Below are 16,261 nucleotides of genomic sequence, written 5' to 3' on the forward strand. Positions count from 1 at the left end.
GTTATTATCCTGCTCCGTTATTTCCAAAGAATGCCTCGTCAGGCGCTTTATTTATATGAGGCAATAAGTGAATTCAACTTCTAGTCAAAAACCTGCTGTCCTATTAATTGGAGGACTTGATCCTCAGGGTTGTGCTGGCATCAGTGCTGATATCATGACGGTCGAGAATCATGGCTGTCACCCTTTACCATTAATCACTGCATTAACAGAGCAGAGTTCACAGGGATTGACAGAATTTGGCCTTGTCAGCCCATCAAAGATGATGGCGCAGTATGAAAACTGTATTGCAGATTTTGATATCAAAGCGATAAAAATTGGCTTGATTCCCCATCTCCTCACAGCAAAATACATCAAAGAGATTCTTTTAAACTTTAATGGGCCCATCATTTTAGATCCTGTGCTTGCAAGCACCAGTGGCGGAGTGACTGTAGATGATGATGTAAAAGCTTTTATTCGTGATGATATTCTTCCTTTAGTCACTTTAATTACACCCAACCTGCCCGAGTTGACGATGTTGACTGGAAATGATGTCAGTGTCGAAGAAGGGGCGAAATCATTACGCCAACTGGGTGTTGCAGCATGTTTGATTAAAGGGGGGCATGCAGAGGGTGCCTTAGCAATAGATTATTTTTCATCTGAGTTAGCTGATTTTTATCTTTATAACGATAAAACTGTAGACAAGGTGCGTGGTACGGGCTGTGTACTGGCATCTGCGTTAGCTTCGCAGCTTGCCTGTGGTCAAGATATACGTGATGCAGTTGTGCTTGCTAAAGCGTATGTAAGTCGAGGCATAAGGCTTTCAGCAAAGGCGGGTTCATATCAGGTCATCCATCATAGCCAGGATGAGATTGCCTTAGTGGATTTCCCCAAGCTGTGTTATCAGCCCGAACTGATTAGCCAGACCTTTGATTTTCCCCGTTGCCCTGAGTTAGGTATCTATCCGGTTGTAGATAATGCTGACTGGGTGAAGAAGCTTATTGATGAGGGCGTCGATACCATACAGCTGCGAGTAAAGGATCTGGATAACGAGTCAACAAATCAACAAATCGTATCGGCTCTTCATTATTTACAAGGTAAATCGATACAGTTTTTTGTTAATGACCATTGGCAAGTGGCTATTGAACTCGGTGCTTACGGCGTACATCTGGGACAGGAAGACTTGCATGATGCAAATTTGAAAATATTGGCCGAAGCCGGGCTGAGGTTGGGTATTTCTACTCACTCGTATTGGGAGCTTGCTCGGGCTCTTGCGGTCAATCCCAGTTATATTGCATTGGGCCCGATATATGAGACCACGAGTAAGCAGATGCCTTTCTCACCCCAGGGTATTGAGCGTTTGCAACAATGGGTGAATTTATTAAAAGGTCAGTATCCGGTGGTGGCTATCGGTGGTATTACACTTGAACGAGCAGAGCAACTGAAAGTCACGGGGGTAGGCTCGGTCGCCATGATTACAGCGATTACGCGTGCAAAAGATTATAAATATGTCACCCAGCAATTATTAGATTTGTGGCAATAGATCAATTCTTACCTAAGTCAGGTTTAACCTCTCCCCACTGTGGCCCGATATCAAGTTTATGCTGCTGGCTGTAGCGGTATTCCTGATACTGAATAGGCTTATCAGTAGTTGATTGAGTTTCGTTATCTTCAGTAAAAGAAGGGGCTGCCGGAGCAACATAGTCGCTGGCAGTGAGATCTTCATTTTTCAGATGTTTGTTTTCATTCGACAATTGCTGGATTTGTTTAATCAGCTCATGGTTTGTTGATTGTTGTTTATTCAATTGCTGCTGTAATGCCATGACTTCTTTAAGCAATTTGTCTGGCGAACTTGCATCTGTAGGCGCTGTACTTGTTGCTGTGCTGTCAGTGGTCGCAGCGGCCGTTGCAGTTGATGCATCATTGGCTGCAGGGGCTGGCTCGGATGGTGTATTTGCAGCAGTCATTGGGTTATCGATATCTGGCATAGGGTTAATCAGATTATCCGTTGGGATAACATTGCCATTTTCATCGGTTTTCTTTTTCACAACAGTGGGCAGTGTGACACTTTCTTCTTCGTCATTTTCCATATCAGTATCAACTGGCGGTAAGGCGGCTGCTTCCTCGTTATCTTCAGATGGGGGAGCGGTAGAGTCTGGCTCAGAACCTGTATCACTATCTTCAAGAAGCAGGGGCTCGGCTTCCTCGGCAGGATCATCTGATCCCATCAGAAAAAACATAGCTAAACCACCAATCAGAGATAAAGCTGCCAGACCAATCCCGATTTTTATCAGCAACGATGTGGAGAGACCAAGTAATTTTGGCTTCTCTTTGTTATCGCTTTTGTCTTTAGCATCGTTGTTACTTTCGGATCTTTCATCCGCTTGAGGACTAGGACTCTCCTCAGTCGCTTCTTCGATAATGTCGTTACTGTCTTCAGCCATGGTGTTACATCTACCTCAACCACTTATTCCTAGTTGATATATCGGCTTTAATAACAAAATCTTTTGTCATGAAGGCAAACGATTTTCATCAAGGCTACCATCGACCTCAGGTCCACTCATTTCAGCCGGGGTCAGATCGCCTTCATCTTGCACAAGGGCAACAATGGTCCAGCCCATTTCTGGTTGTAATGATTCTGCCGCAGTAAAAAAGCGCAGACGTTTACGAGGGTTAAATGCAAACAATGGGGTGACGCGTCTACCATGTTCACGTAAGTAATCGGCAAAACTAAAGTTTTCAGTCAACTTGGTTTGTTTTATTTTGGCGCCTTTTGAAATCAGGCTGGCCATTTTGGCGTAAGTAATTTCATTACCAAACAGAACATGCGAGTCATGACTGATAGCTTTACGTGATTTGACGATGCTACGTTCTTTGTCTTTTTCCTTATCTGTCGATAAAAAGTAAACGCGATTACTCCCAAACTCTGATTTATAACGCATACAGGCCAGTGCGTTGAGCTCGCTTTGTGGTGTCAGTGCAAGTATTTGACCTAATCCAATAAGATCCAAGTGGCGGTCAGCATGTTCAGAAACCGCATTACCATAGTAGGTATCCATGCCTTTCATTCGGGCTTCTTTGACATTACTCCAGCTACCATCAGTGAGACGGGTTCTAAAACCATTATCGTTTAATGCCTGAGCCACGACACGGGCCACAGAGTTGGCACCGACAATAAGAAAGCCACTATCTTCCGGCTCGGCAACGCCAAGGCGTTTGGCAATGAATTTAGCAGTAGCACCTTGTACCAGAACAGTTCCGATAATAATGGCAAAAGATAATGGTACTAGCAGGTCGGCTTTATCGTAGCCAATGTCTTGTAAACGAAGTGCAAATAATGCCGTGACAGCGGCAGCCACAATACCACGTGGTCCAATCCAACTTATCATCGCCTTTTCTTGCCATGTTAAGTCTGATCCGATTGAGCAGAGGAACACTTTAATCGGACGCACGACAAACTGGATAAATAAGAACAGCATTACCGCGCCCATACCCAGTTGAGTAAAGGAATCCAGGTTCAGGCGGGCAGCAAGTAAGATAAATAAACCTGAAATCAAAAAGATACTGAGATCTTCTTTAAAGTCGAGAATGTTTTCAACTTGCACATTTTTCATATTGGCTAACCAGATACCGAGCACAGTAACGGTAAGCAAACCGGATTCTTCCGAGATTTCATTAGATACAGCAAATGTACCAAATACCAAAGCTAAGGCAGCTACATTATGTAAGTATTCAGGTAATAAATGCCGACGCAGTAACAAACCAAAACCATAACCAGCAATAGCACCAATCACCAAACCAACAGCAATGGTTTTAGCGAACATATATAGCGTGTGTCCAACTTCGGCATGACCTTGAAGTTGTATTGATAAAAGAACCTCAAATACTAATACTGCAAGGATGGCGCCCAGTGGATCAATGACAATACCTTCCCAGCGTAAGACATTGGAAATTTTGGCATTAGGGCGAACGGTTCTCAGCATGGGAACGATAACCGTGGGGCCGGTAACGACCATAATGGCACCAAATAAAATGGCCAGTGCCCAAGGGAAATCAAGCAGAATATGTGTGGCAATTGCGATTGCTGACCAGGTGATGAGTACACCGAGAGTCAAAATATTACGAACAACTTTTTGTAAACCACGAATTTCTTCAAACTTAAGGGTCAGACTTCCTTCAAACAGGATGACAGCAACGGCCAGAGACACGGTAGGAAAGAGCAGGTCACCAAATAAAGCTTCAGGGTCTAACCAGCCAGTAACAGGACCAAGAACAATACCAGCGATCAACAGCAGAACGATGGCTGGTAATTTAATCCACCAGGCTAGCCATTGACATATTATGGCGATAATTCCAATAACTGACAGTGCCATGACTGCTTCTTGATTCATTCTCTTCCTTTAGCTCAATGGAGCAGTGATAAATGGACGCTAATGGTGACACTAATTAGCATTGTCGAAAAGACTTTTACCTGACTAATTCAATTTCTGCCCGGCGATTGTATGCTCGTCCTTTAGCTGTTTTATTAGTGGCGGCGGGATCATGGTCAACAAACGAACGCATGACAATTTTTTCTGCCGGAATTTCATATTTACTAACAAAAAAGTCACGGATGGTTTTGGCTCGGGCTTCTGACAAAGGCACATTTAAACGTTTACGACCAAAGCTGTCAGTGTGGCTGGTGATGATGATTTGACTGACACAGTCATCCACTTTCACATAGTCAGCAACCCGTGTCAGTGCATTGATAGAAGCTTTGTCCAGATTGGCTTTTTCTGATTCAAAATAGACAGTGAGTTTTTTAATTTCGTCAAAGCTATCTGGATAGAGATTGCTTAGGCATTGTTGAAATGCGGGTAATGAATCATTGAACTTCACCGTGGATAACTTCACTGTGGTTTCGCCATTATAGGACTGAGAGTGATACCGGATGATCGGGAAACGGCCATCCTGCATTTTTGACAGTGCTTGCTGTGCTAGCACACCATCGACAATAAATTCTCGTTGGCCGGAAGTGGTAGGTAAGGTCACCAAAGTATCGAATTGATCCGTGTTTTGCCATGGCGCCGCAGACATTTCAAAGTGCACATCCTTTTTTTGTGCTGGCAGACTATCGGTGACGAATTTTAATTGTAAAGACTGACCATTACGACGATAAAAGCCAGCCTGACCAAAGCTGGGGATGGTTTGCATCAGTGAACATTCGAGCGGTGACTCAATAACATGCCAATTGGTATCTGTGACCGGCGCCTGAAACTCTTCGGCATAGACTGAGCTGGTAAATAATAGCGAGGCAATAATCAATTTCAACATGATGTTAATAACTTATTAGAGTGTGTATAGGATAAGACATTAAATTGTCACGACCTTGTAAAAAATCAAGTTCCATAACAAAAGCACAAGCGATGACTTCACCACCCAGATTTTCGATTAATTCGCAGCTTGCCCGCGCAGTTCCACCTGTCGCCAGAACATCGTCAATCACTAAAATTCTGTCGCCGGTACTAATAGCATCAATGTGAGCTTCTAAAGAGGCTGTACCATATTCAAGAGCATAATCTATACGTTGGACATCATAAGGTAATTTACCTGGCTTACGTAATGGTATAAATCCGACGCCAAGCTCCCAGGCAGCCAGAGATCCAAAAATGAATCCTCTCGCTTCCATTCCCGCTACCGCCGTAATGGACTCTTTTCTAAACGGGCGAATTAATTCTTCTATACATTCCTTGAGTAACAGTGGGTCCTGCACTAGTGGTGTAATATCCTTGAATACAATGCCTGGTGAAGGGAAGTCAGGGATATCTCTGATTTTAGCTTTTAGCTTTTGCATAATAATCTCATTGAGCGAAACGGCGATCAGCGTCTATTATATCGGCAGTAATCGTCCGGTTTTTAGTGACAAACGAATTAACGATAAAAGGAAGCATTTTGACTTTATATTCCCGACTGTTTTTTTCTTTTTTTATTTTATCGACATCTCTTCTTCTCAGTTCTTGTTTTAGCTGGGGTGGCGGTGACAAAGAAGTGGATATGACACCACGTTATTATGTGTTGGATGTCGAGCGAGCGGATGTCGCTGCTGATTTTCCTGCAAATCGTGTTTTGCGACTTAATCCAGTGCGCGTTGTGCCACATTTTAAAAGTAAAACTTTAATATTCAGAGTCGGAGAAAATGAATATAAGGCTGTAGAGCCACATCAGTTTCTGGTTGACCCGGAAGTTATGTTTACTAATATTCTGAAACGCTGGTTACAAAAGAGCGGTCAATTCAGCAAGGTGGTCACCGATGATTCTGTGCCAGCTGATTTTACCATGGATGCTGCAGTGACAGCCTTCTATGGCGAAAAACGTCCTGCCTACTCACCCCAATCTGTTATTGAAATGCAATTTTTCATGACGGCGGCAGATAATCCTGAGAAATTACTGTTTCAAACAGGCTTACGTGTTGATGTCGATATCGAACAAGCTACTCCGAGCAATGTTGTTACAGGCTGGAAAGAGGGAACTGAAGAACTTCTAACGACTTTAGAGCAGGATTTAAGCGCATATTTTGCAAAAGTAGATGCTAGGTAGCATCTTGAGTTTAACGTGCAGGATATGGGCTTTAGTGGTAGGATAACAGGTTTGGTGGTTTAGACAGATTGGCCCCATTTCCGGGGTGAGTGTGTTTTTCCGGTAGTGCCTAAGCAAGTTACTGAAATTTGTGAAGTTATGTCTGGAATTCTTTCGACTGGTTTCGTCTTCTGAGACTGGTTGATAAACCATGTATGTAGAACTGACTACGCTACACCTCTGTTCACTGAAACAGCCGAACAGCTGGTTTGTAGTCTTATGCTTTATTTGGACGGTCAATAAATGAGTGAAATTGCCTTAGAACTGGATTCGATAGGTATCGAAACCGAGATGAAGCAGTCGTACCTCGATTACGCCATGAGCGTTATCGTGGGACGGGCGCTACCTGATGTTCGTGATGGTTTAAAACCTGTACATCGTCGTGTTCTCTATGCGATGAGAGAACTGGGCAATAGCTGGAACAGCCCATATAAAAAGTCTGCTCGTATCGTCGGTGACGTTATCGGTAAATATCACCCACATGGTGATACCGCCGTGTATGACACGATGGTTCGTATGGCTCAGCCATTCTCTATGCGTTATATGCTGGTTGATGGTCAGGGTAACTTCGGTTCGGTTGATGGTGATCCACCTGCTGCGATGCGTTACACCGAAGTCCGCATGGCTAAAATCGCTCATGAAATGTTGGCGGATCTTGAAAAAGAGACAGTTGACTTTGTACCTAACTATGATGAGTCCGAATCTGAACCAGCCGTTCTGCCAACAAAAATTCCTGCCTTATTAGTCAATGGCTCGTCAGGTATTGCGGTGGGGATGGCGACGAATATTCCGCCACACAACCTTACTGAAATCCTGAATGCCTGTATTGCCATTATTGATAATCCTGATATCGGTATCCATGAATTAATGGAATACGTGCCAGGGCCTGATTTCCCGACGTCAGGGATTATTAACGGTGCTCGTGGTATTGCAGAAGCCTATCAAACTGGTCGTGGTCGTGTTCACATTCGTGCCAGAGCCGATATCGAAACTAATGAGGCGACTGGACAGCAAAGTATCGTTGTTAAAGAGCTGCCTTATCAGGTCAATAAAGCGCGTTTATTAGAAAAAATCGCCGAGCTTGTTAAAGATAAAAAAATGGAAGGTATTTCTGCCTTACGCGATGAGTCTGATAAAGACGGTATGCGTATGGTGATTGTACTGAAGCGTGGCGAAGTGCCTGAAGTAGTACTGAATAATCTGTATCAACAAACGCAGATGCAGACTGTCTTTGGTATCAATATGGTGGCGATTGTTGACGGACAACCGCGCACATTAAATCTGAAAGCGATTTTGGATGCCTTTATTCGCCACCGTCGTGAAGTGGTGACTCGTCGTTCGATTTATGATTTAAGAAAAGCGCGTGAACGTGCTCACGTCTTAGAAGGTTTAGCAACTGCTTTAGCCAATATTGATGAAGTTATCGAACTGATTAAAGCTTCTCCGAATCCTGCTGAAGCAAAAGAAGCATTGGTTTCTAAAGGTTGGGCTTCAGGCATGATCCTGGAAATGCTCGGTGCAGCCGGTGCAGAAGCCTCACGCCCGGAAGACTTAGCGGATCAATATGGTTTAGTTGAGAACCTTTATTATCTGTCTCCTGTTCAGGCACAAGCTATTCTGGATATGCGTTTACACCGCTTAACCGGTCTGGAACAAGACAAAATTCTGCAAGAGTACCGTGAAGTATTAGACGTCATTGCAGAGTTATTAGCTATTTTGAGCGATCCAGATAATCTGATGGCTGTAATCCGTGAAGAATTAGTAGCGATTAATGCCGAATACGGTGATGAGCGTCGTACAGAAATTCTGGCAAATCATCTTGATTTAACTCTGGAAGATTTAATCACCGAAGAAGAAATGGTAGTGACTTTGTCTCATGCCGGTTATGCCAAAACACAGCAGCTTGATACTTATCAGGCACAAAAACGCGGTGGTAAAGGTAAAGCAGCAACCGCGATGAAAGATGAAGACTTTATTGAGCATCTGTTCATTGCTAATACACATGACACACTTTTGTGTTTCTCCAGTGCAGGTAAAGTGTATTGGAAAAAAGTCTATGAATTACCGCAGGGAAGCCGGGCTTCTCGTGGCAAACCTATTATCAATTTATTGCCTTTAGAAGAAGGTGAGAAGATTAATGCGGTGATGCCAATTCGTGAGTTTGAGGCTGATAAGTTTATCTTTATGGCAACAGCCTCTGGTACGGTTAAGAAAACGCCATTAGTCGATTACTCTCGTCCACGTGCTAACGGTATTATTGCAGTTGATCTGAAAGAGGGTGACCAACTCATTGATGTGGCCGTTACCGATGGTCACTCTGATGTGATGCTATTTAGCAATACTGGTAAAGTCATTCGCTTTACTGAAACAGATGTCCGTTCTATGGGACGTGTCTCTCGTGGTGTTCGTGGCATGCGCATTGGTGACGATGAAAAAATTATTTCTCTGATTATTGCAGAAGAAGAGGGCGCTATCTTAACGGCGACAGAATATGGTTATGGTAAACGTACCAACCTTGCTGAATATCGTGTTCAGGGGCGTGGTGGTCAAGGCATTATTTCAATTCAGACATCGGAACGAAATGGTTGCGTAGTTGGGGCTGTACAAGTCTGCGATGAGAATCAGATTATGCTGATTACTAATGGTGGCACATTGGTAAGAACACCGGTTAAGGATGTTTCATTGGTAGGCCGAAATACACAGGGTGTTAGATTAATTAATCTGAGTAATGGTGAAAAATTGGTCGGTCTTGAACGTGTTATCGAAGATGACGACGAAGATGTCGATTTAGCTATCGACGATGCTGATGATACTGACGAAACAACAGAAGAATAAATTTGAGAGCTTATAATTTTAGTGCTGGTCCTGCTATGTTGCCTGATGCTGTCATGCAAAAAGCACAGCAGGAAATGCTTGATTGGAATGGGACCGGTATGTCTGTGATGGAAATGAGTCATCGCGGACCGGAATATACGAGTATTGCTGAAAAAGCAGAAGCCGATCTGCGTGAATTAATGGGTATTTCTGATGATTATGCCGTACTGTTTTTACAGGGCGGCGCATCTCTTCAGTTTCCCATGATTCCGATGAATCTGCTGCGAGGAAAAAAAACAGCAGATTATTTCAATACCGGTGCATGGTCTACAAAGGCGATAGCTGAAGCCAGACAATTCTGTAAGGTGAATATTGTTACAGATTCAACGGCAAACCATTTCACTACGATTGCTGGGCCCGAGCAATGGTCATTATCAAATGACGCTGCTTATGTTCATTACACTCCGAATGAAACCATTCATGGACTTGAGTTTGCTGACATCCCGGATGTAGGTGATGTGCCGCTGATAGCAGATCTATCCTCGACGATTTTATCTCGTCCGATAGATGTATCTAAATTCGGCATGATTTACGCTGGTGCTCAGAAAAATATCGGTCCTGCAGGCCTGTGTATCGTCATTATCCGTAAGGATTTATTAGGTGAAGTATTGCCGGGGACACCGACAATGCTGAACTATAAAACTCATGCCGATAATGGCTCAATGTTTAATACACCTGCCACTTATAGCTGGTATCTGGCTGGCCTGGTTTTTGATTGGCTAAAACAGCAAGGTGGTTTAGAAGCAATGGCCACGTTGAATCAGCGTAAAGCGGCGAAGCTGTACGCGGCTATCGATGGAAGTGATTTTTATGCTAATCCGGTTGATATTCGCTATCGTTCCTGGATGAATGTACCGTTTACTCTGGCTGATGATAAGCTTGATAAACAATTTCTTCAGCAAGCTGCTGAGCAGCATTTGTTGACGCTTAAAGGTCATCGTGATTTGGGCGGTATGCGTGCCAGTATTTATAATGCGATGCCAGAAGAAGGTGTTGATGCACTTATCAATTTTATGAATGAGTTTGAGCGTAAAAACGGGTAACTGCTGCCAATGAATGAGAAAGAAGCCTTAGCCAATATTCGTCAAAAAATTGATGATATCGATTTAAAAATTCAACAACTGTTGAATGACAGAGCTGCGATGGCGCAGGAAGTAGCCCGGATAAAAATCGATAGTGGCGAGCAGGCTGATTTTTATCGTCCTGAACGTGAAGCCATGGTGCTTAGAACGGTAATGGAGCGTAATGAAGGACCGCTGGCCTCAGCTGAAGTCGCGCGATTATTCCGTGAAATTATGTCAGCCTGTCTGGCCGCAGAAAAACCATTGCAGGTCGCATACCTCGGTCCGGAAGGCTCTTTCACTCAAGCAGCCGCACAAAAGCAGTTTGGGGGCAGTGTCGAATTACATCCCATGAGTACCATTGCTGATGTTTTTCATGCTGTTGAAACTTCTCATGCCTGTTATGGTGTTGTTCCAGTAGAAAACTCAACGGAAGGTATGGTCTCGCATACCTTAGATCGGTTTATCGCTTCGCCTTTGAAAATTAATGGTGAAGTGACGCTTCGTATTCATCACTATTTGTTAAGTAAAGAGAAAAACCTTGAAGATGTCAGAACGGTTTATGCACATCCGCAAGCCATAGCTCAATGTCGACAATGGTTGATGGAACAGCTGCCAGAGGCTGAGTTAGTGCCACTTAACAGTAATTCTGAAGCCGCTAAACGCGTTGCAGCAAAGCCTGATAATACAGCAGCCATTGCCGCTAATCGTGCTGCAGATATTTATGGTCTTTCTATATTAGCTAGCAATATTGAAGACGAAGTAGATAACACCACACGCTTTTTAGTGATTGGTTCACAAAATGTCGGACCATCTGGTGTTGATAAAACTGCTTTACTTGTCGCAACAAAGAATAAGCCTGGTGCCTTACAAACTTTGTTAAAACCATTGGCAGATAACAGTATCAGTATGACCAGAATTGAATCCAGACCATCCAGAAAGGGCATTTGGGAATATGTGTTTTTCATCGATATTGAAGGGCACATTGATGAACCTGCTGTAGCATCAGCTCTATCTTTATTAGAAAACGAGTCTTCTATGTTTCGTATATTAGGTTCTTATCCAAAGGCAGTTTTATGAGTAAAGAACTGATTCTCGCCAATCCCCGTGGTTTCTGTGCCGGTGTGGATCGGGCAATTGATATCGTAGAGCGAGCACTGGAATTATTTGGCGCTCCGGTTTATGTACGTCATGAGGTTGTTCATAATCGCTTTGTCGTTGATGGACTTAGAAATAAAGGTGCAGTCTTCGTTGAAGAGATCGATGAAGTGCCTGATGGAAACACCTTAATATTCAGCGCACATGGTGTGTCCAAAAAAGTACAGAGTGAAGGCCGTAAACGCGATCTGAAAGTATTCGATGCTACTTGTCCATTAGTCACTAAAGTCCATATGGAAGTCTCTCGTTATGAAAAACAGAAGATGGAATGCATTCTGATTGGCCATGCGGGTCATCCGGAAGTAGAAGGCACGATGGGACAATACACATCGACAGAAGGCGGAATGTACTTAGTCGAATCGCCTGAAGATGTCGCTAATTTAAAGGTAAAAAATCCTCAGCAATTGGCGTTTGTTACCCAAACAACTCTTTCTGTTGATGATACATCGCTGGTGATTGATGCATTACGCGAATATTTTCCTGACATTATTGGTCCGAGCAAAGATGATATTTGTTATGCCACCCAAAACAGACAGGACGCAGTAAAAAAACTGGCAAATGAATGTGATCTGGTGTTAGTTGTGGGCTCTGTGAACAGTTCTAACTCAAATCGCTTGCGAGAATTATCAGAGAAATTGGGGACGCCTGCATATTTAATAGACAATGCTGAGCAAATAGATCCACAATGGCTTGAAAATAAAAATCGAATTGGTTTGACTGCAGGTGCTTCTGCACCTGAAATCTTAGTCAATCAGGTCGTTGAAAAACTTCGTGACTTAGGTGTTGATTCGTCATATGAAGATGACGGTTTAAAAGAGAATATTGAATTCTCATTACCACGAGAATTAAAGATAGATACATCAAGTCTGAAAAAATAAAACAAGGCTGACCATGTCGTTTTTGCCCGTATTGCTTTGGACAGACATTTTAATTTTCCTGCTCCTCACAGTTATTGTGGCAGCAGTGATGTATATAAGAAGACGTCCTCATCTGAGTGCGCCATGGAAATCAGTGATGATGCGAAAGCGGGGTATGATCTCCGTGATGATTTTGTCTTGTTATGTGGTTATTGGGCTACTGGACTCTATGCATTATCGCCCAGCCCTGGAATCTACTGAAAATACACAGGAAACTTACTATTCATCAGAAGTTTTGAGCGTGTTTGATTGGTTGGTTTTACCACTTAAACAGCAAATGGAAAAAACTTACTCGGCACCGTTTTCAGATCGATTGTTTGTTAAAGAAATACAGACAATGAATGATGGATCTATTAAATACGATTATCCAAAACTAAAATACGGTGCGGCACATCTTGCTCAAGTTGATGATAAAGCAGCAGATATATATCAAACTGTTCTTAAAGCCAGTCTGCTGAGTTTATTGCTGCTGTTTCTGATTTATATTTGTCATGTGGTTGCTGCCTCGCGATGTAAGCTGGCACAATTTCCTCACCAGTTTAAACGTATCGCTCTTAATCAATCTCAATACCCACTCTATACTTTCTATTTCACCGCTTTCTGCCTTCTGTTTGTTGTCGTTAATCTCATTTTCCTTAGTCAAAATTATCACGTATTCGGGACCGATAAGGTTGGTCAGGATGTGTTATATCAATCCCTGAAAAGTGTTCGTACCGGTTTAGTGATTGGTACTTTAACGACCTTAGTTATGTTGCCAATGGCGATCATGCTGGGGATTGCAGCAGGTTATTTTAGAGGCTGGATAGATGATGTCATACAGTATATTTATACGACCCTGAATTCGATCCCTGGCGTATTGTTGATTGCTGCAGCCGTTTTAATTCTGCAGGTCTACGTAAATAACCATCCTGAGAATTTCAAAACGATTGCTGAACGCGCCGATATCAGGCTACTGTTTTTATGTATTATTTTGGGCATGACCAGCTGGACAGGCTTATGTCGAATTCTACGTGCTGAAACCCTGAAATTACGGGAAGCTGAATATGTGATGGCTTCACGTGCGTTGGGAGCGGGTAGTTTCAGTATTTTGCATAAACATATTTTGCCTAATCTGATGCATCTGGTGCTTATTGCCGTTGTACTCGACTTTAGTGGCTTAGTATTAGCTGAAGCTGTGTTGTCCTATGTTGGGGTAGGTGTGGATCCCTCGATGATCAGCTGGGGCAATATGATTAATAGTGCACGGCTGGAAATGGCTCGGGAACCTGTAGTTTGGTGGTCTTTAACTGCGGCGTTCATTTCTATGTTTGTACTTGTCCTTGCCGCTAATTTATTTGCTGATGTTGTTCGTGATGCCTTTGATCCCAGAATGCAGGAGGCAAGATGAGCTCGCTGCTCGAAGTCACAGGATTAAGAACCTGGTTTGGCCATGATAGTGATCCCTATAAAGCTGTAGATGGTGTCGATTTCTGCATTGAAAAAGGTCAGACCTTTGCCTTACTTGGCGAGTCTGGTTGCGGAAAATCAATGACAGCCTTATCACTGCTACGACTGAATCCATATCCGGCGAGTCATATTGTTTCCGGTGAGGTCCGTTTGGCAGGAGAGGAAATTCTGTCTTTATCTGAAGCTGAGATGGAAAAAATTCGCGGTCGGCGGGTTGCGATGATATTTCAGGAACCACAAAGTTCACTAAACCCTGTGTTGACAGTAGGCCAACAGATTGCAGAAGTGTTTCATTGGCACTTCACGCTGGATAAAAAAGCGATTTATACACGAACACTTGAATTACTTCACTCTGTTGGTATTCCTGATCCTATTGAACGAATCAATGCCTACCCGCATCAATTATCAGGTGGTATGAAGCAACGTGTGATGATAGCTATGGCACTGGCTGGTGAGCCTGAATTATTGATTGCCGATGAGCCTACAACTGCTTTAGATGTCACCATTCAGGCTCAAATTCTCGACTTGTTAAAAGATATTCAACAAAAAACGGGGATGGCCATTTTGTTAATCACCCATGATCTGGGTGTTGTTGCACAAATGGCGGACCATGTGGCGGTAATGTATGCCGGACAGATTGTTGAATCAGCTAGCCGCGAGCAATTTTTTAATAATACCCTGCACCCATACACGCGTAAACTGTTTGAAGCCATCCCGTCAGAACAAAAGCGGGAAGAAAAGTTGACGGTTATCAAAGGTAGTGTGCCACCACTGAACAGACAGTTTACCGCTTGTCGCTTTGCTGAACGTTGTGAGTTAGCCTGGCAGTATTGTCAGGAAGCTGAACCTCGCTGGATCAACAATAATGATCATGGCGTCCGTTGTCATTTATATGATCCAGATGTGGACGCTGAACATATTAAATCTCAAAAACAGGTGTCTAGCTCACGATTATCCGAAGTTATACCAGCGAATAATGCTATTTTGCAGGTCAGTCAGTTAAAAGTGCACTTTCCTATAAAAAAAGGGCTTTTTCAACGTACAGTAGGTGCTGTTAAGGCGGTTGATGATATTACCTTGGATCTCCGTTCTGCCGAAACACTTGCTCTGGTTGGTGAGTCGGGTTGTGGGAAAACAACGGTTGGTAAAGGAATTTTGCAGCTTGTTCCTGTGACTTCAGGCAACGTGGTTTTTCAGGGACAAAAACTGAATCGTTTATCAATCCGCGCTTTACGTTCAGTGCGTGCATCCATGCAGATTATTTTTCAGGATCCTTTTGCTTCAATGAACCCTCGAATGACGATTAATAATGTCATTAAAGAAGGCATGCTGACCTCGAAGATTAAAGATTCAGCAGCACAAGAGGCGAAAGTCGATGAATTATTAACAAGAGTAGGCCTGCGAGCAGATATAAAACATCGTTATCCGCACGAGTTTTCTGGTGGACAACGACAGCGTATTTGTATAGCCCGAGCATTGGCGGCTGAGCCGGAAGTAATCATTTGTGATGAGCCCACCAGTGCCTTAGATGTGTCTGTACAGGCACAGATTTTAAATTTACTTCGTGATATCCAACATGAGTTCGGCTTATCTTTTTTATTTATTACTCATAATATTAGTGTAGTCGACTATCTAGCGCATCGCGTTGCGGTTATGTACCTGGGACGAATTGTTGAGCAGGGCACACGTGAGGAAGTATTAAATAGTCCCAAACATCCTTATACGCAGGCATTGCTTGCGGCGGTGCCAAAAATTGCCGCAGAAACTCATCTGAGCAAACAAAAACTGCAAGGTGAGCTTCCTTCACCCGCCAATCCACCTAAAGGCTGTCATTTTCACCAGCGTTGCCCGCATGTTATGCCTGTATGTTTAGAACAATACCCTGACACGACATTGCTGAGCCCGACACATAATGTGAAATGTTTTTTATTTGAGGAAAATTATGGATCAACAAACACAAACTGAACTGGAAGCCGCAGCATTCAGACGTTTAATCAAACACCTGCAAGAAAATACCGATGTACAGAATATTGACTTGATGAATTTGGCCGGTTTTTGTCGAAATTGTCTATCAAAATGGTATTTGGCTGCAGCCGAAGAAAAACAGATTGATATGAATTACGATGAGGCACGTGAATACGTTTACGGCATGCCATATAGCGAATGGAAGGACAAATATCAGACAGGACCAAAACAGTAGGCAATGAAATTCTG

General features: G+C 43.2%; 13 protein-coding genes. 9 read left to right on the plus strand and 4 right to left on the minus strand.

Translation table 11 applies throughout. The annotated features are described in order from the left end of the window. The first annotated feature begins 67 nt into the window (after window positions 1-67). The gene (gene thiE / locus BM232_RS10050; RefSeq protein ID WP_091714188.1) at window positions 68-1,519 is read left to right on the plus strand and encodes a thiamine phosphate synthase; all 1,452 of its coding nucleotides are present in this window, start codon (window positions 68-70) and stop codon (window positions 1,517-1,519) included. A 1-nt stretch (window position 1,520) separates the two neighbouring features. Here thiE and BM232_RS10055 read toward each other — a convergent pair whose 3' ends face one another. The 4 genes from BM232_RS10055 to BM232_RS10070 all read right to left on the minus strand — a co-directional run bounded on the left by BM232_RS10055 (window position 1,521) and on the right by BM232_RS10070 (window position 5,809). Next, window positions 1,521-2,420 (minus strand): hypothetical protein, encoded by a 900-nt coding sequence (locus BM232_RS10055; RefSeq protein ID WP_091714191.1) that lies wholly within the window; start codon window positions 2,418-2,420, stop codon window positions 1,521-1,523. 66 nt (window positions 2,421-2,486) lie between these two features. After that, window positions 2,487-4,367, minus strand: coding sequence for a cation:proton antiporter (locus BM232_RS10060; RefSeq protein ID WP_091714193.1), 1,881 nt, complete (start codon window positions 4,365-4,367; stop codon window positions 2,487-2,489). A gap of 76 nt (window positions 4,368-4,443) precedes the next feature. Then, the gene (locus BM232_RS10065) at window positions 4,444-5,289 is read right to left on the minus strand and encodes a flagellar protein MotY (protein WP_091714195.1); all 846 of its coding nucleotides are present in this window, start codon (window positions 5,287-5,289) and stop codon (window positions 4,444-4,446) included. Window positions 5,290-5,293: 4 nt separating this feature from the next. Continuing rightward, window positions 5,294-5,809, minus strand: coding sequence for an adenine phosphoribosyltransferase (locus BM232_RS10070; protein ID WP_091714197.1), 516 nt, complete (start codon window positions 5,807-5,809; stop codon window positions 5,294-5,296). Between the two features lie 200 nt (window positions 5,810-6,009). On the opposite strand from BM232_RS10070, the gene BM232_RS10075 reads away from it, so the two are divergent. The 8 genes from BM232_RS10075 to BM232_RS10110 all read left to right on the plus strand — a co-directional run bounded on the left by BM232_RS10075 (window position 6,010) and on the right by BM232_RS10110 (window position 16,247). Further along, window positions 6,010-6,552, plus strand: a complete 543-nt coding sequence (locus tag BM232_RS10075) for an ABC-type transport auxiliary lipoprotein family protein (RefSeq protein WP_245752901.1) — start codon at window positions 6,010-6,012, stop codon at window positions 6,550-6,552. A 282-nt stretch (window positions 6,553-6,834) separates the two neighbouring features. Next, window positions 6,835-9,426 carry a DNA gyrase subunit A gene (gene gyrA, locus BM232_RS10080; RefSeq protein ID WP_091714201.1) on the plus strand — a complete coding sequence of 864 codons (2,592 nt, stop codon included), beginning with the start codon at window positions 6,835-6,837 and terminating at the stop codon, window positions 9,424-9,426. A 35-nt stretch (window positions 9,427-9,461) separates the two neighbouring features. Beyond that, a complete protein-coding gene (gene serC / locus BM232_RS10085; RefSeq protein ID WP_245752910.1) occupies window positions 9,462-10,508 on the plus strand; it encodes a 3-phosphoserine/phosphohydroxythreonine transaminase in 1,047 nt (348 codons plus the stop codon). A gap of 9 nt (window positions 10,509-10,517) precedes the next feature. Next, entirely contained in the window at window positions 10,518-11,606 is a 1,089-nt protein-coding gene (gene pheA, locus BM232_RS10090; protein ID WP_091714205.1) for a prephenate dehydratase, read from the plus strand. Next, on the plus strand, window positions 11,603-12,562 hold the full coding sequence (gene ispH / locus BM232_RS10095) for a 4-hydroxy-3-methylbut-2-enyl diphosphate reductase (protein WP_091714208.1): 960 nt from the start codon (window positions 11,603-11,605) through the stop codon (window positions 12,560-12,562). The genes pheA and ispH overlap by 4 nt, the downstream gene beginning before the upstream one ends. Window positions 12,563-12,575: 13 nt before the next feature. Next, window positions 12,576-13,988 (plus strand): ABC transporter permease, encoded by a 1,413-nt coding sequence (locus BM232_RS10100; protein ID WP_091714210.1) that lies wholly within the window; start codon window positions 12,576-12,578, stop codon window positions 13,986-13,988. After that, a complete protein-coding gene (locus BM232_RS10105) occupies window positions 13,985-16,012 on the plus strand; it encodes an ABC transporter ATP-binding protein (protein ID WP_091714212.1) in 2,028 nt (675 codons plus the stop codon). Before BM232_RS10100 ends, BM232_RS10105 begins: the two co-directional genes overlap by 4 nt. Next, window positions 15,990-16,247, plus strand: a complete 258-nt coding sequence (locus tag BM232_RS10110) for a DUF1244 domain-containing protein (protein ID WP_091714214.1) — start codon at window positions 15,990-15,992, stop codon at window positions 16,245-16,247. The genes BM232_RS10105 and BM232_RS10110 overlap by 23 nt, the downstream gene beginning before the upstream one ends. Window positions 16,248-16,261 lie beyond the last annotated feature (14 nt).

Source organism: Methylophaga sulfidovorans (genome assembly GCF_900114205.1).
GTDB lineage: Bacteria > Pseudomonadota > Gammaproteobacteria > Nitrosococcales > Methylophagaceae > Methylophaga > Methylophaga sulfidovorans.